Annotated in this window: 11 protein-coding genes; 3 read left to right on the forward strand and 8 right to left on the reverse strand. The window is 60.0% G+C overall.

What is annotated here, in order from left to right:
• Positions 1-389: 389 nt before the first annotated feature.
• Positions 390-1,199 (reverse strand): IS21-like element ISBj11 family helper ATPase IstB, encoded by an 810-nt coding sequence (gene istB, locus BJA_RS09840; RefSeq protein ID WP_018270204.1) that lies wholly within the window; start codon positions 1,197-1,199, stop codon positions 390-392.
• Positions 1,196-2,710: an IS21-like element ISBj11 family transposase gene (gene istA, locus BJA_RS09845; RefSeq protein ID WP_038973741.1), complete on the reverse strand. Its 1,515-nt coding sequence runs from the start codon at positions 2,708-2,710 to the stop codon at positions 1,196-1,198. The genes istB and istA overlap by 4 nt, the downstream gene beginning before the upstream one ends.
• Positions 2,711-3,083: 373 nt before the next feature.
• On the opposite strand from istA, the gene BJA_RS09850 reads away from it, so the two are divergent.
• Entirely contained in the window at positions 3,084-4,028 is a 945-nt protein-coding gene (locus BJA_RS09850; RefSeq protein ID WP_018647405.1) for a hypothetical protein, read from the forward strand.
• 1,982 nt (positions 4,029-6,010) lie between these two features.
• Here the strand turns inward: BJA_RS09850 and BJA_RS09855 are convergent.
• A complete protein-coding gene (locus BJA_RS09855; RefSeq protein WP_011084757.1) occupies positions 6,011-7,357 on the reverse strand; it encodes an IS5-like element ISBj5_B family transposase in 1,347 nt (448 codons plus the stop codon).
• A 417-nt stretch (positions 7,358-7,774) separates the two neighbouring features.
• Between BJA_RS09855 and BJA_RS09860 the strand changes: the two genes are divergently transcribed.
• On the forward strand, positions 7,775-8,410 hold the full coding sequence (locus tag BJA_RS09860) for a hypothetical protein (RefSeq protein ID WP_014497829.1): 636 nt from the start codon (positions 7,775-7,777) through the stop codon (positions 8,408-8,410).
• A 7-nt stretch (positions 8,411-8,417) separates the two neighbouring features.
• On the opposite strand, the gene BJA_RS09865 is transcribed toward BJA_RS09860, so the two are convergent.
• The 3 genes from BJA_RS09865 to BJA_RS09875 all read right to left on the reverse strand — a co-directional run bounded on the left by BJA_RS09865 (position 8,418) and on the right by BJA_RS09875 (position 11,401).
• Positions 8,418-8,798 (reverse strand): transposase, encoded by a 381-nt coding sequence (locus BJA_RS09865; protein ID WP_011084799.1) that lies wholly within the window; start codon positions 8,796-8,798, stop codon positions 8,418-8,420.
• 131 nt (positions 8,799-8,929) lie between these two features.
• Positions 8,930-10,537, reverse strand: coding sequence for a carbohydrate porin (locus BJA_RS09870; RefSeq protein ID WP_223153702.1), 1,608 nt, complete (start codon positions 10,535-10,537; stop codon positions 8,930-8,932).
• Positions 10,538-11,044: 507 nt separating this feature from the next.
• The gene (locus BJA_RS09875; protein ID WP_161966254.1) at positions 11,045-11,401 is read right to left on the reverse strand and encodes a hypothetical protein; all 357 of its coding nucleotides are present in this window, start codon (positions 11,399-11,401) and stop codon (positions 11,045-11,047) included.
• 413 nt (positions 11,402-11,814) lie between these two features.
• On the opposite strand from BJA_RS09875, the gene BJA_RS09880 reads away from it, so the two are divergent.
• The gene (locus BJA_RS09880) at positions 11,815-12,333 is read left to right on the forward strand and encodes a hypothetical protein (RefSeq protein ID WP_011084803.1); all 519 of its coding nucleotides are present in this window, start codon (positions 11,815-11,817) and stop codon (positions 12,331-12,333) included.
• Positions 12,334-12,741: 408 nt separating this feature from the next.
• Here the strand turns inward: BJA_RS09880 and hemN are convergent, their stop codons facing one another.
• Positions 12,742-14,079, reverse strand: a complete 1,338-nt coding sequence (gene hemN, locus BJA_RS09885) for an oxygen-independent coproporphyrinogen III oxidase (RefSeq protein ID WP_011084804.1) — start codon at positions 14,077-14,079, stop codon at positions 12,742-12,744.
• 1,642 nt (positions 14,080-15,721) lie between these two features.
• On the reverse strand, positions 15,722-16,438 hold the full coding sequence (locus BJA_RS09890; protein WP_011084806.1) for a sulfite exporter TauE/SafE family protein: 717 nt from the start codon (positions 16,436-16,438) through the stop codon (positions 15,722-15,724).
• Positions 16,439-16,736 lie beyond the last annotated feature (298 nt).

Raw genomic sequence — 16,736 nt, forward strand, 5'->3', positions numbered from 1 at the left:
CAGCTTACCGCTGCGACGCAAGTGCCGCAGTCTAGTTTGCGAGATGATCTGTTCAGCAGCGCGCGCTAAAGCTTTCCGGACGCAGAGTCTGCCGCGTCGGCCAAAAGCGGAAAAAGCCGCAGATTATGGTCACGCTTCAAGTCGGGAATCGGCAAGGCGCTTGGCCGGAGCAGCAGTGAAAATTCGTCGCGCGACGCTGGGCAATCTGACGTCTTTTCGACGAATTTACGAATTGATTATGCGAGGCAGCCGGGCCGTATAGCGCGACGATCTGGGTCGGAAGAGCGCGGCGATCAGGATGGCGAGTCAGTGTCGCGGCGCGATGATGATCGCCGCGATGATTGTCGCGCGCAAGAGTTTTGTTTGCTTTGATTGTCGCGGAGCGTCAATCAAGCGAGCGTTTTTTGTGTCGCGTGCTCCGGTGGCCGCCCTGGACCACGCTTTCGCTCGAGGGCAGTCCGCCTGCGATAGCTCTCGACGTTCATCTCGACGATGGTGGCGTGGTGAACAAGGCGATCGATCGCCGCGAGGGTCATAGCTGGGTCCGGAAAGACCTTGTTCCATTCTCCAAAGGGCTGATTGGCGGTGATCAGCAAAGAGCGTCGCTCGTAGCGTGCGCTGATGAGCTCGAACAGCACACTGGTCTCGGCCTGGTCCTTGGTGACATAGGCAAGATCGTCCAAGATGACGAGATCGAAGCGATCGAGGCGGTTGATGGCGCCCTCGAGGTTGAGCTCGCGGCGAGCCACCTGGAGCTTCTGCACGAGATCGGTGGTGCGGGTGAACAGGACGCGCCATCCGTTCTCGATGAGGGCCAAGCCGATTGCTGCCGCCAAGTGGCTCTTGCCTCCACCGGGCGGACCAAACAGCAGCAGATTGGCGCCCTTGCCGAGCCAGCCGTCGCCGGCGGCGAGTGCGGTCATTTGCGCCTTGGAGATCATCGGCACGGCCTCGAAGTCGAAGCTGTCAAAGGTCTTTCCGGTAGGCAGCCGCGCCTCGACGAGATGGCGCTCGATGCGGCGGCGGCCGCGCTCAGCGATCTCGTGCTCGGCAATGGTGGCGAGGAAGCGCGCCGCCGGCCAGCCTTCTTTATCGGATTGCTCGGCAAATTGCGGCCACAGCGCCTTGATGGCGGGCAGCCGCAGCTCGTTGAGCAACAGATTGAGGCGCGCGGTGTCGACTACGTTGGTTGTGCTCATGCGGCGCCTCCGATCTCGGCGGTACCGATGAGGCATTCATAGGTGGCGAGCGGTGCGAGGCGTACCACGACGTTCGGCACCTGGGCGGGATCCGGGGCGAAGTGAGTACGTAGCCGGTTGAGGTCGGGCAGCCGGCCGTCGTTCAGGTCAGCCGTGAGCTGATTGGCGAGTTCGGCCTCGCAACCGCGCTCATGGGCGAGTGCGAGGAGATCGACCATGATCCGGCAGGCCTTCTTGTCCGGTAAGCGTTTGCGCAAGACGTCGAAGGCTCGGCGGTAAGCTTCCCGGGGGAACAGCTGGTCGCGGTAGACCAGGTTGAGGAGCGCCATCGGCTTGCGCCGCAAGGAATGGATCACGTGCCGATAATCGACGACCTGATCGTGCTTGCCATTGGGATGCGGCCGCCCGCGCGGCAAGGTGAGGAGATGCGTGCCGCCGACAAACACGTCGAGGTGATCGTCATACAGGCGCACCCGCAGCCGATGGCCGATCAAGCGCGACGGCACCGTGTAGAACACCTTGCGCAAGGTGAAGCCGCCGGACGACGTCACGTGGACGATCACCTCTTCATAGTCCGACGTGCGGCGGTCCGGCAGATCCTGAAGTGCGCTACGTTCACTGTCGATCCGCTTGGCGTTGCGGGCATTGCGGCGGCTGGCGATCTCATCGATGAAGCCACGATAGGCAGCTAGATCGTCGAAGTCGGCGGTGCCACGCAGCAACAGCGCGTCGCCGATCGCTCGCTTGAGATGACCATGCGAACTCTCGATCGCCCCGTTCTCGTGGGCGATGCCACGATTGTTGCGGGAAGGCCGCATGCCGTAATGGGCACAGAGGTCTTCGTATCGCCGCGTCAGATCGTCTTTGGCGTCGCGGTCGAGATTGCAAAAGGCGGCCGACAGGCTGTCGGTGCGATGCTCCCGTGGCGCCCCACCGAGTGACCACAAGGCATTCTGCAGGCCTTCGGCCAGAGCGACGAAGCTCTCACCGCCGAGCACGACATGGGCGTGCTCAAACCCGGAATAGGCCAGCCGGAAGTGATAGAGACGATGGTCGAGCGGTACGCCCGCGATCGTGACACCCAATTCGCCCATGTCGGTGAAGTCGGACAGGCCGCGCTGACCGGGTTCGTGGGTCTGGCGGAAGATGACCTCCTGCTCCTCGCCGTGGATCGCCCGCCAGGCCCGGATCCGGCGCTCCAGCGTGCGACGGATGCCGGCGCCGAGCTCGGGATGGCGTCGGAGCAACTCCTCGAAGATCGTGACCGGCCGCACACCGGGGGCGGCCTTCAGCATCGGCGCGATCTCTGTCTCAAATACGCGGGCCAAGGGATCTGGCCGGCGACGGCCGCGGGGAGCCTTCTTCTGCGACGGAAGGCGTCGATCCTTCTCGATCCGGTAAGCGGTCGAGGTGCTGAACGAAGCCTTGGCGGCGGCCACGGGTGGGCTATCGGTCTGACGGTACTTCATGTAGAGCCTCATTTGGTGATCGGTAATGTGTCGGCCTGGCACGCGAGTGATTCCTCTTGGCGGAAGAACCACTTGCATAACCAGCCGGCCGCGATCACCAGTCGGCGCGGTCCGCTGTGGATCGCGCCGACGCCGGGCTCGTAACTCCGGTCGGGCTACGCCCTCCCTGCGTCACGAGCCCGGCGTAGCCCTCTCATCATGGTCGACGCTCCACTTCCATCCTGTTCGCCGCGCGGCAGGGCCGGACGCGCGGGGTCCCTGCGGCCGATGAGGAGCTCATTAAAGATTTCCGAAACAAGGCGGCGGGTAACCTCACCGACGGCACGATCAAGAATGCGGCAACCGATTTGCGCCATTTGAGCGTGCTCCTGAGCGAGCACGGCAGGCCCTCAATTGCGGATCGAATAGCCGGGAATTGGAAAACGCGCAGCAGGACAATCCGGAGGTGGAAAACCACCAGCTGGAAGCTGAGCTCGATGAGGAGGTCGACAGGTACGCAGGCCGCCGCGGCACGCGCATCAAGGCGGCCTTGAAGAAGCTCCGTGAGGTCGGTGCCGGAAACGCCCTGGCGCCTGATCTCCGCCGACTGGCTCCTCACGGCGCGGACGCAACCCTCATCCACATGTGGGCGGCGGCGGAAAAGGCAACACACAGGATCGAGCCGAAGACGATCGACAGGCAAGCTCGCCGCATGTCTAAGCTGAGTGAGTGGCTGCGGACCCATGATAGGCCACCGATGGCCGGCCGACTTTCCACCCCCGCGTTTGTCCGGGATCTCGAGGAGTACAGGCGCGAAACCAACGACAAGAAGATCAATGCTGATCTGGTCAAACTTGGCGGATACGAGCAAATCCTGGAGGCGAACAGGGCGCTTGGATTGAGGCCTCCTGAGGATCCGGGCCAGCCTTCTTGGGAAGCTGCTCGACAGCCGCATGCACTGCAGGGTCCTCCCGCAACGCCAGCTAGCCCGAGCGCGGGCGCCTGGGATTGGCTTGGCGAGCAGATCCACGGGCCCAACATATCGATGCCAGCGCCGCCCAGCCATTGGCAGGCCGGTTCGTCGCAGCAGCTTCCCGCAACCCCGGCGACGCCGAGCGCCGGAGCCTGGAACTGGCTTGGCGAGCAGATCCAAGGACCCGCCTCACCAGAGCCAGCGCCGCACTGGGGCGCGCAAGCTCATCCGCCGCTCGAGCTTCCTGCTACACCGGCCACCCCCAGCCAGGGAGCCTGGGCCTGGCTCGGGCAACAGATGCAAGACTCCGCATCGCCGTCGTGCGTGAGGCCTCGATCGTCAAACATCTACGGCGGTCTCGACTCCTTCGTTGATCTGGATCCACCCCACACCCCACGACTTGCGTGACGATGCGCGCTCTGCGCCAGCATCTGAATTTGCAGCCGCCTCGTCGTTCGCAGGACCGCCGGGGGCGGCTCCGGAGCTGCGGGATATAGGAGCGATCGTTGGCGCCGGCTGGCGCCACGGCTCCCAGGCGGCTTCAGTCGTGTTGATCGATGTATTGGGAAATATGCATCTGCTGCCAAACCAGTTCGGGCCAAGTCAGTTTGTGATCAATGGGGAGCGCTATTTTCGGCTACGGTGGACCAGGAGGCCGCAGGGATGTTCGCCTGATCCATCATCCCCGTGTGAGCCAGCCGGATGAACCAGGCCCGTCTCAGTCGCTCTATCGTCCCCGGCCGATCGTGCCAGCCGTGCAATCCGGTGAGGGGCCCGTTGATCTTGGGTATCTGATCCGCGGGGATGGGAGCACCGAGATCGATTCCTTCCGCCCTACCTCGTCCGCGCCCTGGAAGGCCAAGGCATCTTGCCGCGGGCGGGCCAACCAACCTATTTCGAGATCCGCGGAGTGCCTTACAGGGGTGAATTGGTGGAGAGCGAAGGCCGCCAGCGCGTACGCATTTATCCTGAACGTGGCTGAAGAGGCAGCAGGGCCTGCAATCGAGCTTTCGGCGGGGCAGCTCGCGTAAGGCGTTCTATAGCGAGGCTGTTGGCAGGCGATGGATCCGTTGCAGGGGCACGGCCTGAACCGTCCAGCCTCCTCTTTGTAGAATCTGCCAAGCGATTCTACCAATTTGGTGCGTGCCCGGACATGCTTTCTGCATCCCTGATCCTTTCACATAGTCCGCCAATTCTTGTCTTGAAAACCGCAGCTACCACAGATCGAACGCATTCCTGATCGAGGGAGCACCGGCGCCGAGCGCAGGCGATGGCCAAGCGCCAAGAACTTGGCCACCAAACGAAAGTTTGCTGACAAAGGCTTTTCCTGATGGCCGCCCAAATTCCTCGGCGGGCGCGGTATTTCGCAACCTGCATAGCTTAAGGCCTCATGCCCAGTTCAGTTATTGCGCTATGCAAAGGCCCCTCGCGCTGCGTTGCAAACACCTGGTCCGCTCGGGAGCAGAGTGCAAGTGCCCACTGGACCTGGGAAGCCGATGAAAGCGAGCTTGGTGCGATAAAAATCGCTAAGGTCAGCTTCCTCCCAGCGCTTTTCCCAAATAATCTCGAAAAGGATCAATGAGGACAGAGTGTGCGGGCGGCCGCCGGCGCTCAGGCTCACCGCCCGCAGCAAGCCAGCGTTCGATAGTCCTCACGCTCATGGCGATCTGCGGCGCGATCCCGCGCGGCGACAGACCGGTGGCGCGCAAGTCGAGGATTTCGGCATGAAGTTGCGCGACGATTGAGAGCCGCGGGCGACGGCTCGTCAGATTCTCGAAAGTTTGTTCATAGTAGGACTAGCTCAATTGATTTCATGACGAGAGGCTAATGTGGAACCGCACAATTTTGACGTAACTGCCGGGCCGCGGTACAGGTCTCGCAAGAGCATCAACCCGACCGATCCGGGCAAGACGACTTTGAGCAGCAATTAAACGAGGTGCGCGAAGCCGATAACGCGATCCCTGACGGTGGGCCACGCGGTAGGCCCTCTACCAATGTGTCTAGCTACACCAGCAGTCCCCGGCCGAGCCGATGAGTGCACTTGCCAGGAGCAACCTCTTGCCAAGCGAGGTCCTCATCAACGATGAGCGTAACACAGCTGAGTTGAGAGCAGCGAAGAGGCCAAGGGCCCTAAAAAGTCCGCAAGGCGTTGCCATTGAGCAGCAGCTGAGCGAGTTCGCCAATTCAGGCGGTGGTGGAGCAATGTCAGCAGCCTCCGCGATGCAGCCGGCTCAATCAACTGGGATTGTGGTACGGGGGCATCAGTTGGACAAGCGGCCTGTTTATCCGAGGATGCTCCCGAAATCTTGAGGCTTGAGGAGGCTCTCATCAAAGGCGGGATGGTCGCCGGTGGGGCGAAGCAACATGCAGGCGCTCTTCTTAGTCGTCCGTTAAGAAGCCGGATTGATCGAGGCTGGCCGGGCGAGCGTGCGCCATAGCTGGGCCAGGAACAGGCACAAGAGATATCTCAGCCAGGCGAGGATGCGGCGGAAGTTGTGTCCGACGGCTGAGAGGACGACGTTGGCGGCATCGCCGGCGCGGCCTTTGAGGTAGCAGCGCCCGAGGTGGCCTTCCGCCTTCAGGTGTCCGATGATGGGCTCGATGGCGGAGCGGCGGCGCAGCTCGCGCTTGATGACACCGAAAACGCCGCGCTTCTGGCCGGAGATGAAGACGCGACGGGGATTTTGTGCGTCGTGGCCGCGGTATCCCTTGTCGACATAGGCCCGCTCGATCGGACAGCCGGTGAGTGTCTCGGTGCGGTCAATGACGTCCCGCAAGGTGTGACCGTCGTAGGGGTTGTCGGGCAGTGCGCTGGCGTGCAGCACGAACAGGCCACCGGGAGCCCGGCGGTTGTTGGTGACGATGGAGGCCTTCACGCCGAACTCGTAAGGCGCGCTGGCCTTGCCCTTGCCGATGCACTCCACTTCCGGGGCATGGAAGGAATAGAGCTTCCAGCCGCGCTGGCGCTGCTGCTGCGAGCGGATCTGCGTGGCCCGGCCGAGCGGGAGGGCGAACGCCTGCTCCAGTGCTGGCTGGCCTTCGATCTTGCGGCGGATGTCGCGGATGATCCGGCCCAGCCGGCTACGCAGGATACGCAACTGCCGCTGATGCCGCCTGAACTGTTTGGCATGGGCGTAGCGGCCGGCCATCATCGCGGCGGCCTTGGCGATGCGAGCATAGGATTGCCGCAGCCTGACGCCGTGCCTGATCGCCAGGCGGTTGAGCCCCTTGATGGCCGCATGCAGCAGCTTGGCATCGGTCGGAAAGGTGATGGCCTTCGGCTGCACCGTGGTGTCGACCGTAACCCGCTTGAGGTCCTGGCTGCGTAATGCACCGGCCTCGTGCGCTACCCGCAAGCTCTCGGCCAGCAGCAACTCCAGCTTGTCGCCAAGCCGCTTGCGCCAATGGCTCAGGTCCGAGCGCTCGTGCGGGAACGTGTGCTGAAAGAACTCTTCCCCGGTGAAGAACTGGAAGTATGGGTCATGGACCCAGCGCTCGCACACCTCCTCATCGGACAGCCCGTAAATGTGCTTGAGCAACAGCAGACCGATCATGAAGCGCGTCTCGATCCCGGGCCTGCCGTTCTCGCTGTAGAGCGGCGCGATCTCGCCGTCGATCCAGTCCCAATCGACCTTGCCGGCGAGCAGAACCAGCTCGTGCTTCATATTGATGATCTGGTCGAGCCGAGCCCGGAACAGATCGTTCGATCCCGTCGTCTTGTGCTTCTTCGGCCGCATCGTTCCCTCCGATGCAGACAAGGAATCATGCTTCCCGCTTCGAGGGAATCCACGAAAACCAAATCGCAAGGTTCTGACGCCCAAAGCATCAAAACCTTGCAATCTGGAAATGCCCCTTAGCCCAAATCGAGATTCCCGATCAGTGGCTTAGTCCTTCTTCACGGACGACTTCTTAGCTTTAGCCGTTGGCTCTTCGCAAAACGCAGACCGAGCATTGTTGCTCGGCAGGACAATAAGTCGCTGAGCAATGGCGGTGACGTATACGAGTTCGTCGGAAAGGGAAATCCCAAAATCCTCCTTGTAGCATTAGACCATCTCCGCACCTTTCGGTCGACGGGCGAAGTCATCGTACGCCAACGGAGCGGTCGCGCCCGCCCCCCGAACGTGGCCCCCATCCATCCCGAAAGCGCGGCACTGATGGAACCGACGCTCATCGGCGACGCCGCTGCACAGCACAGGGCCTCGTACGAAGCTAGCAGTCGGCGAGAGGAGCTTCGGGACGGGCAGGAGGATCAACCCGCCCCGTCGGCTTTCGTCCAAGGGCACGTCGCGATCAATCCCGAGCAGCTTCATCAGTGGGAGCTTTTGCAAGTGCTGGATCATCTTGATCATCAACCCATTCCGTCACCAGCCTCCGTCCCTTCGGACAAGCTTCAGCGACTGGAAAAGGACTTACAGGGCGAGTTGCACCGACACCCTGCCGCGTCGTTCTCCGCCGATCCAGAAGAGTTTAGTTTCGATCTAAAGCAATTCTCTCCAGGGGAGCTTCGGCGATTGCTTGATAATCAATCCATGCCGTCCCCCGTCTCCGTCCCCTCAGAGGAGCTTCAGCGACTAGAAAAGGACTTGCAGGATGACTTGCGCCAACACCCTGCCCCGTCGTTCTCCGCCGGTCCAGAAGGGCTTAGTTTCGATCTAGAGCAATTCTCTCCAGGGGAGCTTTGGCGATTGCTCGATGATCAATCCATACCGTCGCCAGTATCCGTCGATCCAGATGACTCGGCTCTAAATTTAGGGCAGTCTGATCTTCCCCGAAAGAGTGGAGGGGTTTAAGCGGCTTTTAGCTCCATCTCGATCGGGCGATATATCGATTGCGGAATGGAGCCGGGTTCGGCTCGTAGAAGCCCTCGATGAAAGCAAAGATAATGCGCTGGGCGTCGGCGCGGTTATGGTTGCGATGACGAACCAGTGTATGGAGGAAGCTCTCCATCGGGGCATTGTCGTAGCAAACGGCCTCGCGGCTCATCAACGCGGTGATGCCGGCGCCCGCGAGACCGCCTCGTCTCATGCAATTGGGTTCTTTGGTGAAGGTTGCGGAATTCACGGGCGCGAATAAGGTCATAAGATCAGAATCGCAATCGATGCCCGCGATTCGCCCTTGCTCCATGCCTTCCGCTCGCTGGTTTCCCCCGAGCTTACGATCGTCCAGGTCCTTCCCCATGCCGATAAAGTGGTGCTCGTTGCTCGGTCGAAGGTCGCGCTCTCGTTTCTGTCACGCTTAGCCGACTTGCCGTGGTAGGGTTCGGTCCCATGCGTCACGATAACGTCGGAGCAGAACGGCGCTTGCGATGATCAGAAGAATATCAACGTAGATATCAACAGATTGAGCGCGTGTTCCGTTTGGGGCGTGTGTGTGATGATTGTCGGGTAATGAATGTATGACAGTCCGACGCTTGCATATATCCCCGGAGCGAGATGCGCGATGTATGTTCCCGTGACTGCTGTGCTATCGCGGTGCGCAAGCTGGCCTTTTGCCAGAGCAGCATCCACTGCAAGCTTACTCCAGGCCGTGTTGGTCGCCACGAGAGCAATCAGATCACTGGGCCGGCTATCAAAAGGTCCCTTTGCATAAAGACGAAGCTCGTAATACCGGCTGATCCTGTTGCGCTCAGGTGGAGCTCCCATGACGGAGAAGCCGCCGTAGATGCCGCGAGACGGCGACCCAAGGGCGTCACTCTGCCAGAGCTGCCTGTCCGCAGCGATGTAGTGAAAATTATTTCCGCTCTCCCTTTGTTGCTTGGGATCCGCCAAATTCGTGTAGCGGCTCCTGTTCAAACCAACGCCCGCCCGCAGCCACGTGTCGGGTACGCCGGGAGCAGCCTTGCTCTTGTAGCCGGCTTCTTCGACAAGAAGGATGCCTGCATTGGCCGTGCTCCATTTCAAGCCGGTGGGATTCTCGGTTATATGGGCATAGGCACCATCTGGACTGATTGAGCGCTGGACGGAGACCTTGTTGTACAAGCGAGCGTCAAAATTGTACTTCAAGTTGGCCGCTGGCGTGGGCGCGGCATTGGTGCTCATCCCAGCCTGGAACAAGGCAGACATGTTCGATCCTGTGATTCCTCCGAACAATGTGCCGGTGAATTCATTCTGGTTTCTGAGGTAGCCAAGTTTGAGTTCTAGTGTCCTGTTGAAGAAAGTCTGGTAGTAGGCGAGCGTATTGAGTCCCACCCGATCTGGCCCTGGGCGATCCCACGTCCAGTATTGCTGCTCGGCCCCTACGACAATCTGTCCGTCGGCAATGCCAAACCGGCTCAGATCGTAGGTGACGATCATGAAGTTCGCCGACGCGAAAGTCGGATTCTGGCCCATATAGAGCTGGTTTGCGATAGTGCTTCTGGCTGCATGCGGTAGCTGGTTGCTTGCAAAGGAGTTATGTGTCCACCCGATATAGCCGATGCCGACGTCCGCCAGCGCAGATCTAACGCCCCCCTTGTCCTGATCAATCGTATCTGCAGGACCAGGGATGGGGAACCACAACCCTTTTTCACGCAGATTGTCGTACCTTTGGAAGGGATCGATCGTTTTTTGCGGTCTCGTCTGAGCAGCCCTGTCCGCATTGCCGCGCTTCTCCAAAGGCACTCCGGGACCTGCTGCTCGCGCCGGGGCAGGAGGGCGGATTGCCTGACAGATCAGGTCGATCGGGAGCTTTGCGGCCCGGTCGGAAGTCTTTCCTCTTTTGCTGGCCTGATCCACAGGGTGGTTACTAGGATCAAGTCCGCTCGCGGTTTGTGCCAGTACGGGATTGCCGACCAGACAAGCCGCTAGCGAAAGTGCGATAGCAAGCCCAGATTGCTTGCCCCTTGGTCTTAAATTGAAAGAAAGTGCTGCCGTAGCCGAGTATGTCCGGGGCGAGGTCGTCGCAAGAAGGCAATCACGCATGGCGTAGTTCGGGTCCATGTCTGCCGGCCATGAATATGCGGCCTGATTGGCCCGAAGTGAGCTCGCGGCGGCGTGTGGCACGCGCCTGCTTCCACATCGTCATTGCAAGCGCAGCCAAGCAATCCAGACCCCCCCGCAGTGGCAGTCTGGATCGCTTCGTCGCCAGCGCTCCTCGCAATGACGAGCAAGCGGCATCGCGGCTGTCGTTTCGCGTCCGTGGGGGAGGGGGACGAGCCAGAACTCGATCTATCCGAACAGAGCCACTCAGGCTTCCTGAACCTCTCAGCTCGCGGCGCGAGGATGATCTGGTCCGAAACTTTGGTTGTGCGTGACGCCGGTGCGCCCAGAGCCAGCGGAGAGCGCTGGCTCGGCAAATGCTCACGAGCGCGCGGAGCGTTCTGTCCTGGCCGCCAAAGCGTTGCGAATGTCCACCTTGCTCACTGTGCGTCAGGCGAGTCTGGCGGTGGTGCGCATCTGCATCGAAGGCGGCTTTCTGGACCAAACGGCAGCCACCCGAAAGCAAGGCTAGCCGTGCAAGAGGCTTGGCTTCACGAAGCGTTTCATTGGTATCGTTGTCACCGAAACACGAGACGATCGGCGGGCTTGAAGGCCGAAGAGCTTTTGGATTTGCGCGCGCGGCAACCACACCACAACATCCAACGTGATAGCCCAGGGGACCGGAGGAATCAGCCATCGAGCAGCTTTGGCGGATATCGGCGAGCAGTTGCTTTCTGCCGTCGGCGCGGCAAAACCTGTCTTGCATCCAAAACCTTGATGTGCGCGGCGTTCGTTGGTTACGCTTGCCACGTGCCCGTCATCTCGAACAACCTGCCGGAACTGGTAGTTGATCAGGTGCAATGTTTGCCGGTCCAATCGCGCCATTGCGGCTCGGCCGATCAGCCGTGGCGCTTACGTGGCGCGTCCCAGACGAGGTTGCTGGTCTGGGCAATGCGTGAGGCGGGGCTCCATCGAACACTTGCAGGAATCAGTGGACGGTTTGCATTCGTGCCGGGGCACGGTAAAAAATCTGCAAGGTTCTTCTGAATGATGAGAGAATGCTGCGCCATCGCCGACTACGACGAGAACCATTGCTCGCTGGTGGCGCTATCATTGAGAACGCGCGCAAATTGTCGCGTTGCTCAAGAAGGAGCGTTTCATAGGAGTAGGCGCAGCCGATCGGGAAGCTCACCAAGATTGATTATTGTCGACGCTGGCAGCTCCTGGAACGCGGGAGCATCGCGAGCTATCGCGTCGACAAAATAAGCCTGCTGGAACGAGATCTTGAGCGAGGGACAATGGACTTGATTGATCAAGCGGCCGCTTCAGACTTGCGGCCGCTCTTGCACGGGCCGTCAAGACGGATTCTCCCGGTTTTGGTGCTCCCGCTTATCCTCGTCGGCTCGTGTGCTGCTAGCGCCTGGCTTTGGGCTAACCTTGAAGAGCCTGTCGAGACGCCGGAAAGCAGCGAAGTCGCTTCAACGATGAGCCTGCCACCGGAGGACAGGGCATCCTTGTCCGAGATAAAGTGGGCACAGCAGAAAAATGGTGATGAGATCGCAGAACTCAACCGCCGGATCGATGCCCAGCGGGATGTCCTCAAAGGGGTCCTGGATCAGATCACCATACTGACTTCGCGGATCGATGCGCTGCAGAGTTCAACACCTGTCCCTTCTGCTGCTTCCGAGCCTCCTTTGTCGCCAGCCCGGGCTGTTTCGAGCGCCGCCAGGAAACGCTTCGGGCGGTCCAAACCACAGGGACCTGTTTCCGTCGGAGGCGCGCCAGTGATCGCCGGACCGAAGACAGCCGAGCCTTGAGTCTGGGACGCTGCAGGCGTCGTCGAGTGTCCAACTGTGCTCGAGGAGGTGGACCGTAGCTTCGCAAAGCTGCCTCCAGCCGTAAATTTCCCGAAGCTGGTGCGGGCGCCGGCGTCTCCAGCGGCACGTCGCTGAGGCCGTCACCATCATCAAGAGCAGTCAAGGGGAGGTGGGGCAGAGCCCTTTCGGCATGATCGAGCCGTGGCCCTGAACGGCGGAATCCGCTGCGCTTCTCCTTCAAATCAGCTTCCCTTTAGTCAGCCCTCCCGGTTTGAGGCCATATCTGAAAGATCGTTGTCATGACACCGCCGCTGCATCCTCGAAATCTGGCCTGTCTGCCGGAGGTGCCTCTTCAGATCATTCCGTCGCGAAGAGCTTAAATGTTTGAGATCTGCTCACATGCGCGGCTTAGTTAATAGGGATACGGTCGAGATAGGTGTCGAATGCGGCAGCAACAGCACGAACGAGAAACCGGTGTTCCTGCTTGACCCGAATGAATCCCTCTTCAATGTCCACTATCCCGTCTTCGGCGAGCATTCCCAGCCGGTCGGCCGAATTGAGAAGAGGAATTGGATCAAATCCGTGAGCAGCACAGATCGCTGGTACGTCGGCCTGCAAATCGCACATCAGACGCTCGATAATTGCGGCGCGGAGGCGATCTTCGGGGGAGAGGCAGTAGCCTTTTGAGGTTGCCGGACGACCAGCCTGAATGTGTTGGTGATAGGAAGCGGTTGCGCTCTCGTTCTGAACGTAACCCTCACGCAGACGGCCGATGGCTGACGGACCTAAGCCGATCACGGTTTTGCAGGTATCAGCCGAATAGCCCAGGGAGTTGCGGCGAAGCTGACCGGCTTTCTGCGCCAGCGCGAGCTCGTCGTTGGGCAGGGCGAAATGGTCGAGCCCGATCTGGCGGTAGCCAGCCGAGACCAGCGTATCTGCGATAGCCGCGGCTTGCTCGGCGCGGGCGAGATTATCCGGCAGCGCCGTCTCATCGATCTGGCGCTGACGTTTCATATAGGAGGGGACGTGAGCATAGCCGAAAACTGCAAGCCGGTCTGGCCGCATGGCCAGAGCCGTCCGTGTAGAGTCCACGCAAGATCGCACCGTCTGATGCGGCAGTCCGAAGAGGAGGTCGAAATTGATGCGGCTTATCCCATGCTGGCGAAGGCTTTCGACGACAGACGCCGTCTGCACCTCGCTCTGGACGCGGTTGACCGACCTCTGAACCACCCCGTCGAAGCTTTGCACGCCGATGCTCGCGCGATTGACGCCGGCCACTTGTAATGTTTCAACCATCTCGGCCGTGAACGCACGTGGGTCGATTTCTATGGCGATGGTAGCTGATTTGCTGAACGCGAAGCAGCGTCGCAGGAGTGCCATCAAGGCGAGAAAATCGGCCGGTGCAATAGTAGTCGGCGTCCCGCCGCCGAAATGCACGTCGCTTACCGGCAGCGCGCGAGGCGCTTGCTCTGCGACCAAACGTATCTCGGCATGCAGCGTCGCCAAGTACTTGCGGATCGGTCGCTCGCTGCGAGTGAGGCTTGTAGGGAAGCCGCAATACCAACAGATAGCACGACAGAACGGAACGTGGATGTATAGCGACACGGGATCGTCGGGCGGCAGCCGCCTCAACCATGTCTCACAAGTCTTGGCACCGACGGTCGCGGAGAAATCCGGCACGGTCGGGTATATGGTGTACCAAGGCAGGCGAGCGTCGCAATACTTGTTCAGGAGAGACGTCTGCAAAGCCTAACTTTCTCATGGTCGAGCGGCATAAAGCTGACCGATGCCCACTGTTATGTCTTTGCGTTATGTCAAACGCGTCTAACGGTTCCTGAGATCTGGCCTGCTCTCGACGTCACGGCCAAACGCAGCGTTGGGGTTCATGCCTGGAAGTGAGCGCCGCTCGTCCGCAATTATTCGGACGTTTATGGTGGCATATGAATTTCTACGAGGACGCTCGAATTAGCGCGGTGTACCGCGACTAGCCGTGCGCAGTATCAATCGCTCATCGGGCAGCGTCGTCTCCGCATTCCCCCTGGCGTGCTGCCTTTTTGCGACGGAAACAGGGATCTTAAAACCTCAGCAGGGCAGCTGAGCTTGTTGCTGGACTTCCGAGGAAAGGCCGACGTGGTTGCTCCGCAATCGACGGATGCCTCCCGTTCAAGGCCGGAGCGTCACGGAGATAAGTGACTTGCTAGAGCAGAGCGCGATGTGCGATGTGCGATTGCAGCACGTGACGCTGCGTGCGATTCAAGTCTTTTGTAGCAGCTCGCGAAAAACTTTTTTGGTTTCCAGCATAAAATCAATGAGCCTCAATTCCGCCACGCTGCTTGTCTCATTGCCGCAAGCATCATCACGGATGTACTGATGATGTTGGGGTGGCCCCGGCGCACTTCACGCCCCCGGCAAAGTGCGTCGGGACGCCTTGGTTCGCCGGCGTCTCGTTCAGATCCAAATACATGTCACTAACTCACAACGAGTTGGACGTCGTGCTGATGGCAAACGCGAGCTCGGAACGATTTGCTGTACTTTCTATTCTGCTTCATCGGTTGAGGCGTTTTGTTTCTGATAACGCCGTTGCAGCTGTTGATCGGCCAGATCGCATATCTATGCAGCGAGTCTTCATTGGCGTCGCATCAATGCGATGGACCTCCAGATTCGGTTCCACATAAGTCGCCTGGTGAGGCGTCGATCATCCCGTCACAAAACATTCCTACGCTGCGAGCTGGAGGCCATGTATGCAGGAGCCGGGGTGTAAGGTTGTGCCTCATGATTACAGAAAATGGGATTCGCATCCTGGCGTTCCAGTCCATTCACACTGGATCGATAAAGTGTCTGTTTCGAAAACCAATCGAGCGTGGACATCATCTTCGTAATATTCTCCATGAGGACGCAGCCCACACGCGCGCGAGAAAGGAGATTGCGCGGCCTTGCAGAAATACTATATTGAGAGTTCATCGCCCTATCGCTCCTAACCAAGTCGAATGCGCACCCTGGCGCGGTCCTCAGGGTAGTGAGAGCTTGCCGGATCGCCATCGATCAGGTGCTCTTCGTCCGGCACGCTTGATTGAAGCGTCGCGCCAGGCCATAGCCGAGATCGGCGTACGCCTCGTTTGCTCGCCCGGCCTGCCCGACGTTGATCCTGCAGGTCGATTGGAAGCGCGAATCGGATGCGATCTAGTACTGACCGTCCGCCTCAGGACGATGCGGAGCGCGCTCGGATCCGCCTCACCCTCGCTCGACCCTACGGCTTTTCGCGATCGTGTTGGCGGCTTTCAGTGTTGGGCAAGGCGCTCGGACCAGGCTTGAGCCGCGGCTCGCAGAAACCTTGTACTTCGATCTGACCGCGCTGGGATCGCCCGCATGAAAGATGCGCGTTTCCACTTTAAGCGCGAACCAATTGAATGCCGGCAACGAGCAGAACGGCCGCCAGTATGAATCTGATGGCTGTCTGGCTCAACCATTTCAGGCCGATTACTGCTCCAGCGACCGCCCCCGCCAGCGTGAAGATAGCGTATAGAGCCAAATCCGGAGAGGGAAATTGCCCGGTGAAAAGAGCTCCGACGAAGCCGACTGTGGAATTGGCCAGGATAAAAGGGGGTGATAGCGCGACGGTCTGCCTCGGTGATGCCCAATTCAGTGCGATGAGCGTCGGGGCGAGGAACACACCGCCGCCCACCCCAGTCAGGCCAGAAACGAGGCCAAGGACCGCGCCAATGCTCACGCTTTCCCGGAGCGGAATTTCGCCGACGCGATCGACAGCTCGTCCCCGCTGCATGATCATCACTGCGCTCGCCAGAAGAAGAACGAGTCCGGTTAGTGTTTTGTACATGTGCTCCTCGAGCACAATCAAGCCACCGGCAAGCGACGCTGGCATTGACGAAAAGAGAAGAGGGCGCAGGATTGTCCAGTCAACGACCTTGTTGCGGTTGAACAGCCAAGTAGAATAAGCCGCGACGACAATGTTGAGACCAAGCGCCGTGGGGCGCGTCTCTGTCGATGACATACCAAAAAAAGCCATTAGCGAGAGGAATGCAGTCCCGCCAGCCTGGCCAACGCTCGCATATAGCAGGGAGATGATCGCGAAGAGCAGGGAAGTCATGCTTCACATATCTTGGCGACGATCTTCGCCCGTTTTATTAGCAAGCCCATCATGATTCGTGCATCTGGTGCGGCCTAATTGTATTTCCGCTCGGGGCGGATCTAAGCGGTTCGCCGGAATCGTGCGGCCGGAGGTGTAGTCAGTTCAAGTTCCTTAGCGAGTGCCATGTGTGGACCCTCCCATCAATTGCCGAGGTTGGTAGTTGACTGGGCCCCAATAGGGGGCGTTTGAGGCCCTGAGAGGACGGCACTCGAGGGGGCGGCCGAGGTGAGCTGCCGAGGTGAGCTGCATTTGTTGC

This window comes from Bradyrhizobium diazoefficiens USDA 110, from assembly GCF_000011365.1.
GTDB classification, from domain to species: domain Bacteria; phylum Pseudomonadota; class Alphaproteobacteria; order Rhizobiales; family Xanthobacteraceae; genus Bradyrhizobium; species Bradyrhizobium diazoefficiens.

What these genes read in the sequence shown, in the direction of transcription:
- istB (WP_018270204.1), bottom strand. Translation starts at nt 1,199, where the DNA reads ATGAGCACAACCAACGTAGTCGACACCGCGCGCCTCAATCTGTTGCTC.
- BJA_RS09855 (WP_011084757.1), bottom strand. Translation starts at nt 7,357, where the DNA reads ATGCGGCCGAAGAAGCACAAGACGACGGGATCGAACGATCTGTTCCGG.
- BJA_RS09860 (WP_014497829.1), top strand. Translation starts at nt 7,775, where the DNA reads ATGGAACCGACGCTCATCGGCGACGCCGCTGCACAGCACAGGGCCTCG.
- BJA_RS09865 (WP_011084799.1), bottom strand. Translation starts at nt 8,798, where the DNA reads ATGGGGAAGGACCTGGACGATCGTAAGCTCGGGGGAAACCAGCGAGCG.
- BJA_RS09870 (WP_223153702.1), bottom strand. Translation starts at nt 10,537, where the DNA reads ATGGACCCGAACTACGCCATGCGTGATTGCCTTCTTGCGACGACCTCG.
- BJA_RS09875 (WP_161966254.1), bottom strand. Translation starts at nt 11,401, where the DNA reads ATGGCGCGATTGGACCGGCAAACATTGCACCTGATCAACTACCAGTTC.
- BJA_RS09880 (WP_011084803.1), top strand. Translation starts at nt 11,815, where the DNA reads ATGGACTTGATTGATCAAGCGGCCGCTTCAGACTTGCGGCCGCTCTTG.
- BJA_RS09890 (WP_011084806.1), bottom strand. Translation starts at nt 16,438, where the DNA reads ATGACTTCCCTGCTCTTCGCGATCATCTCCCTGCTATATGCGAGCGTT.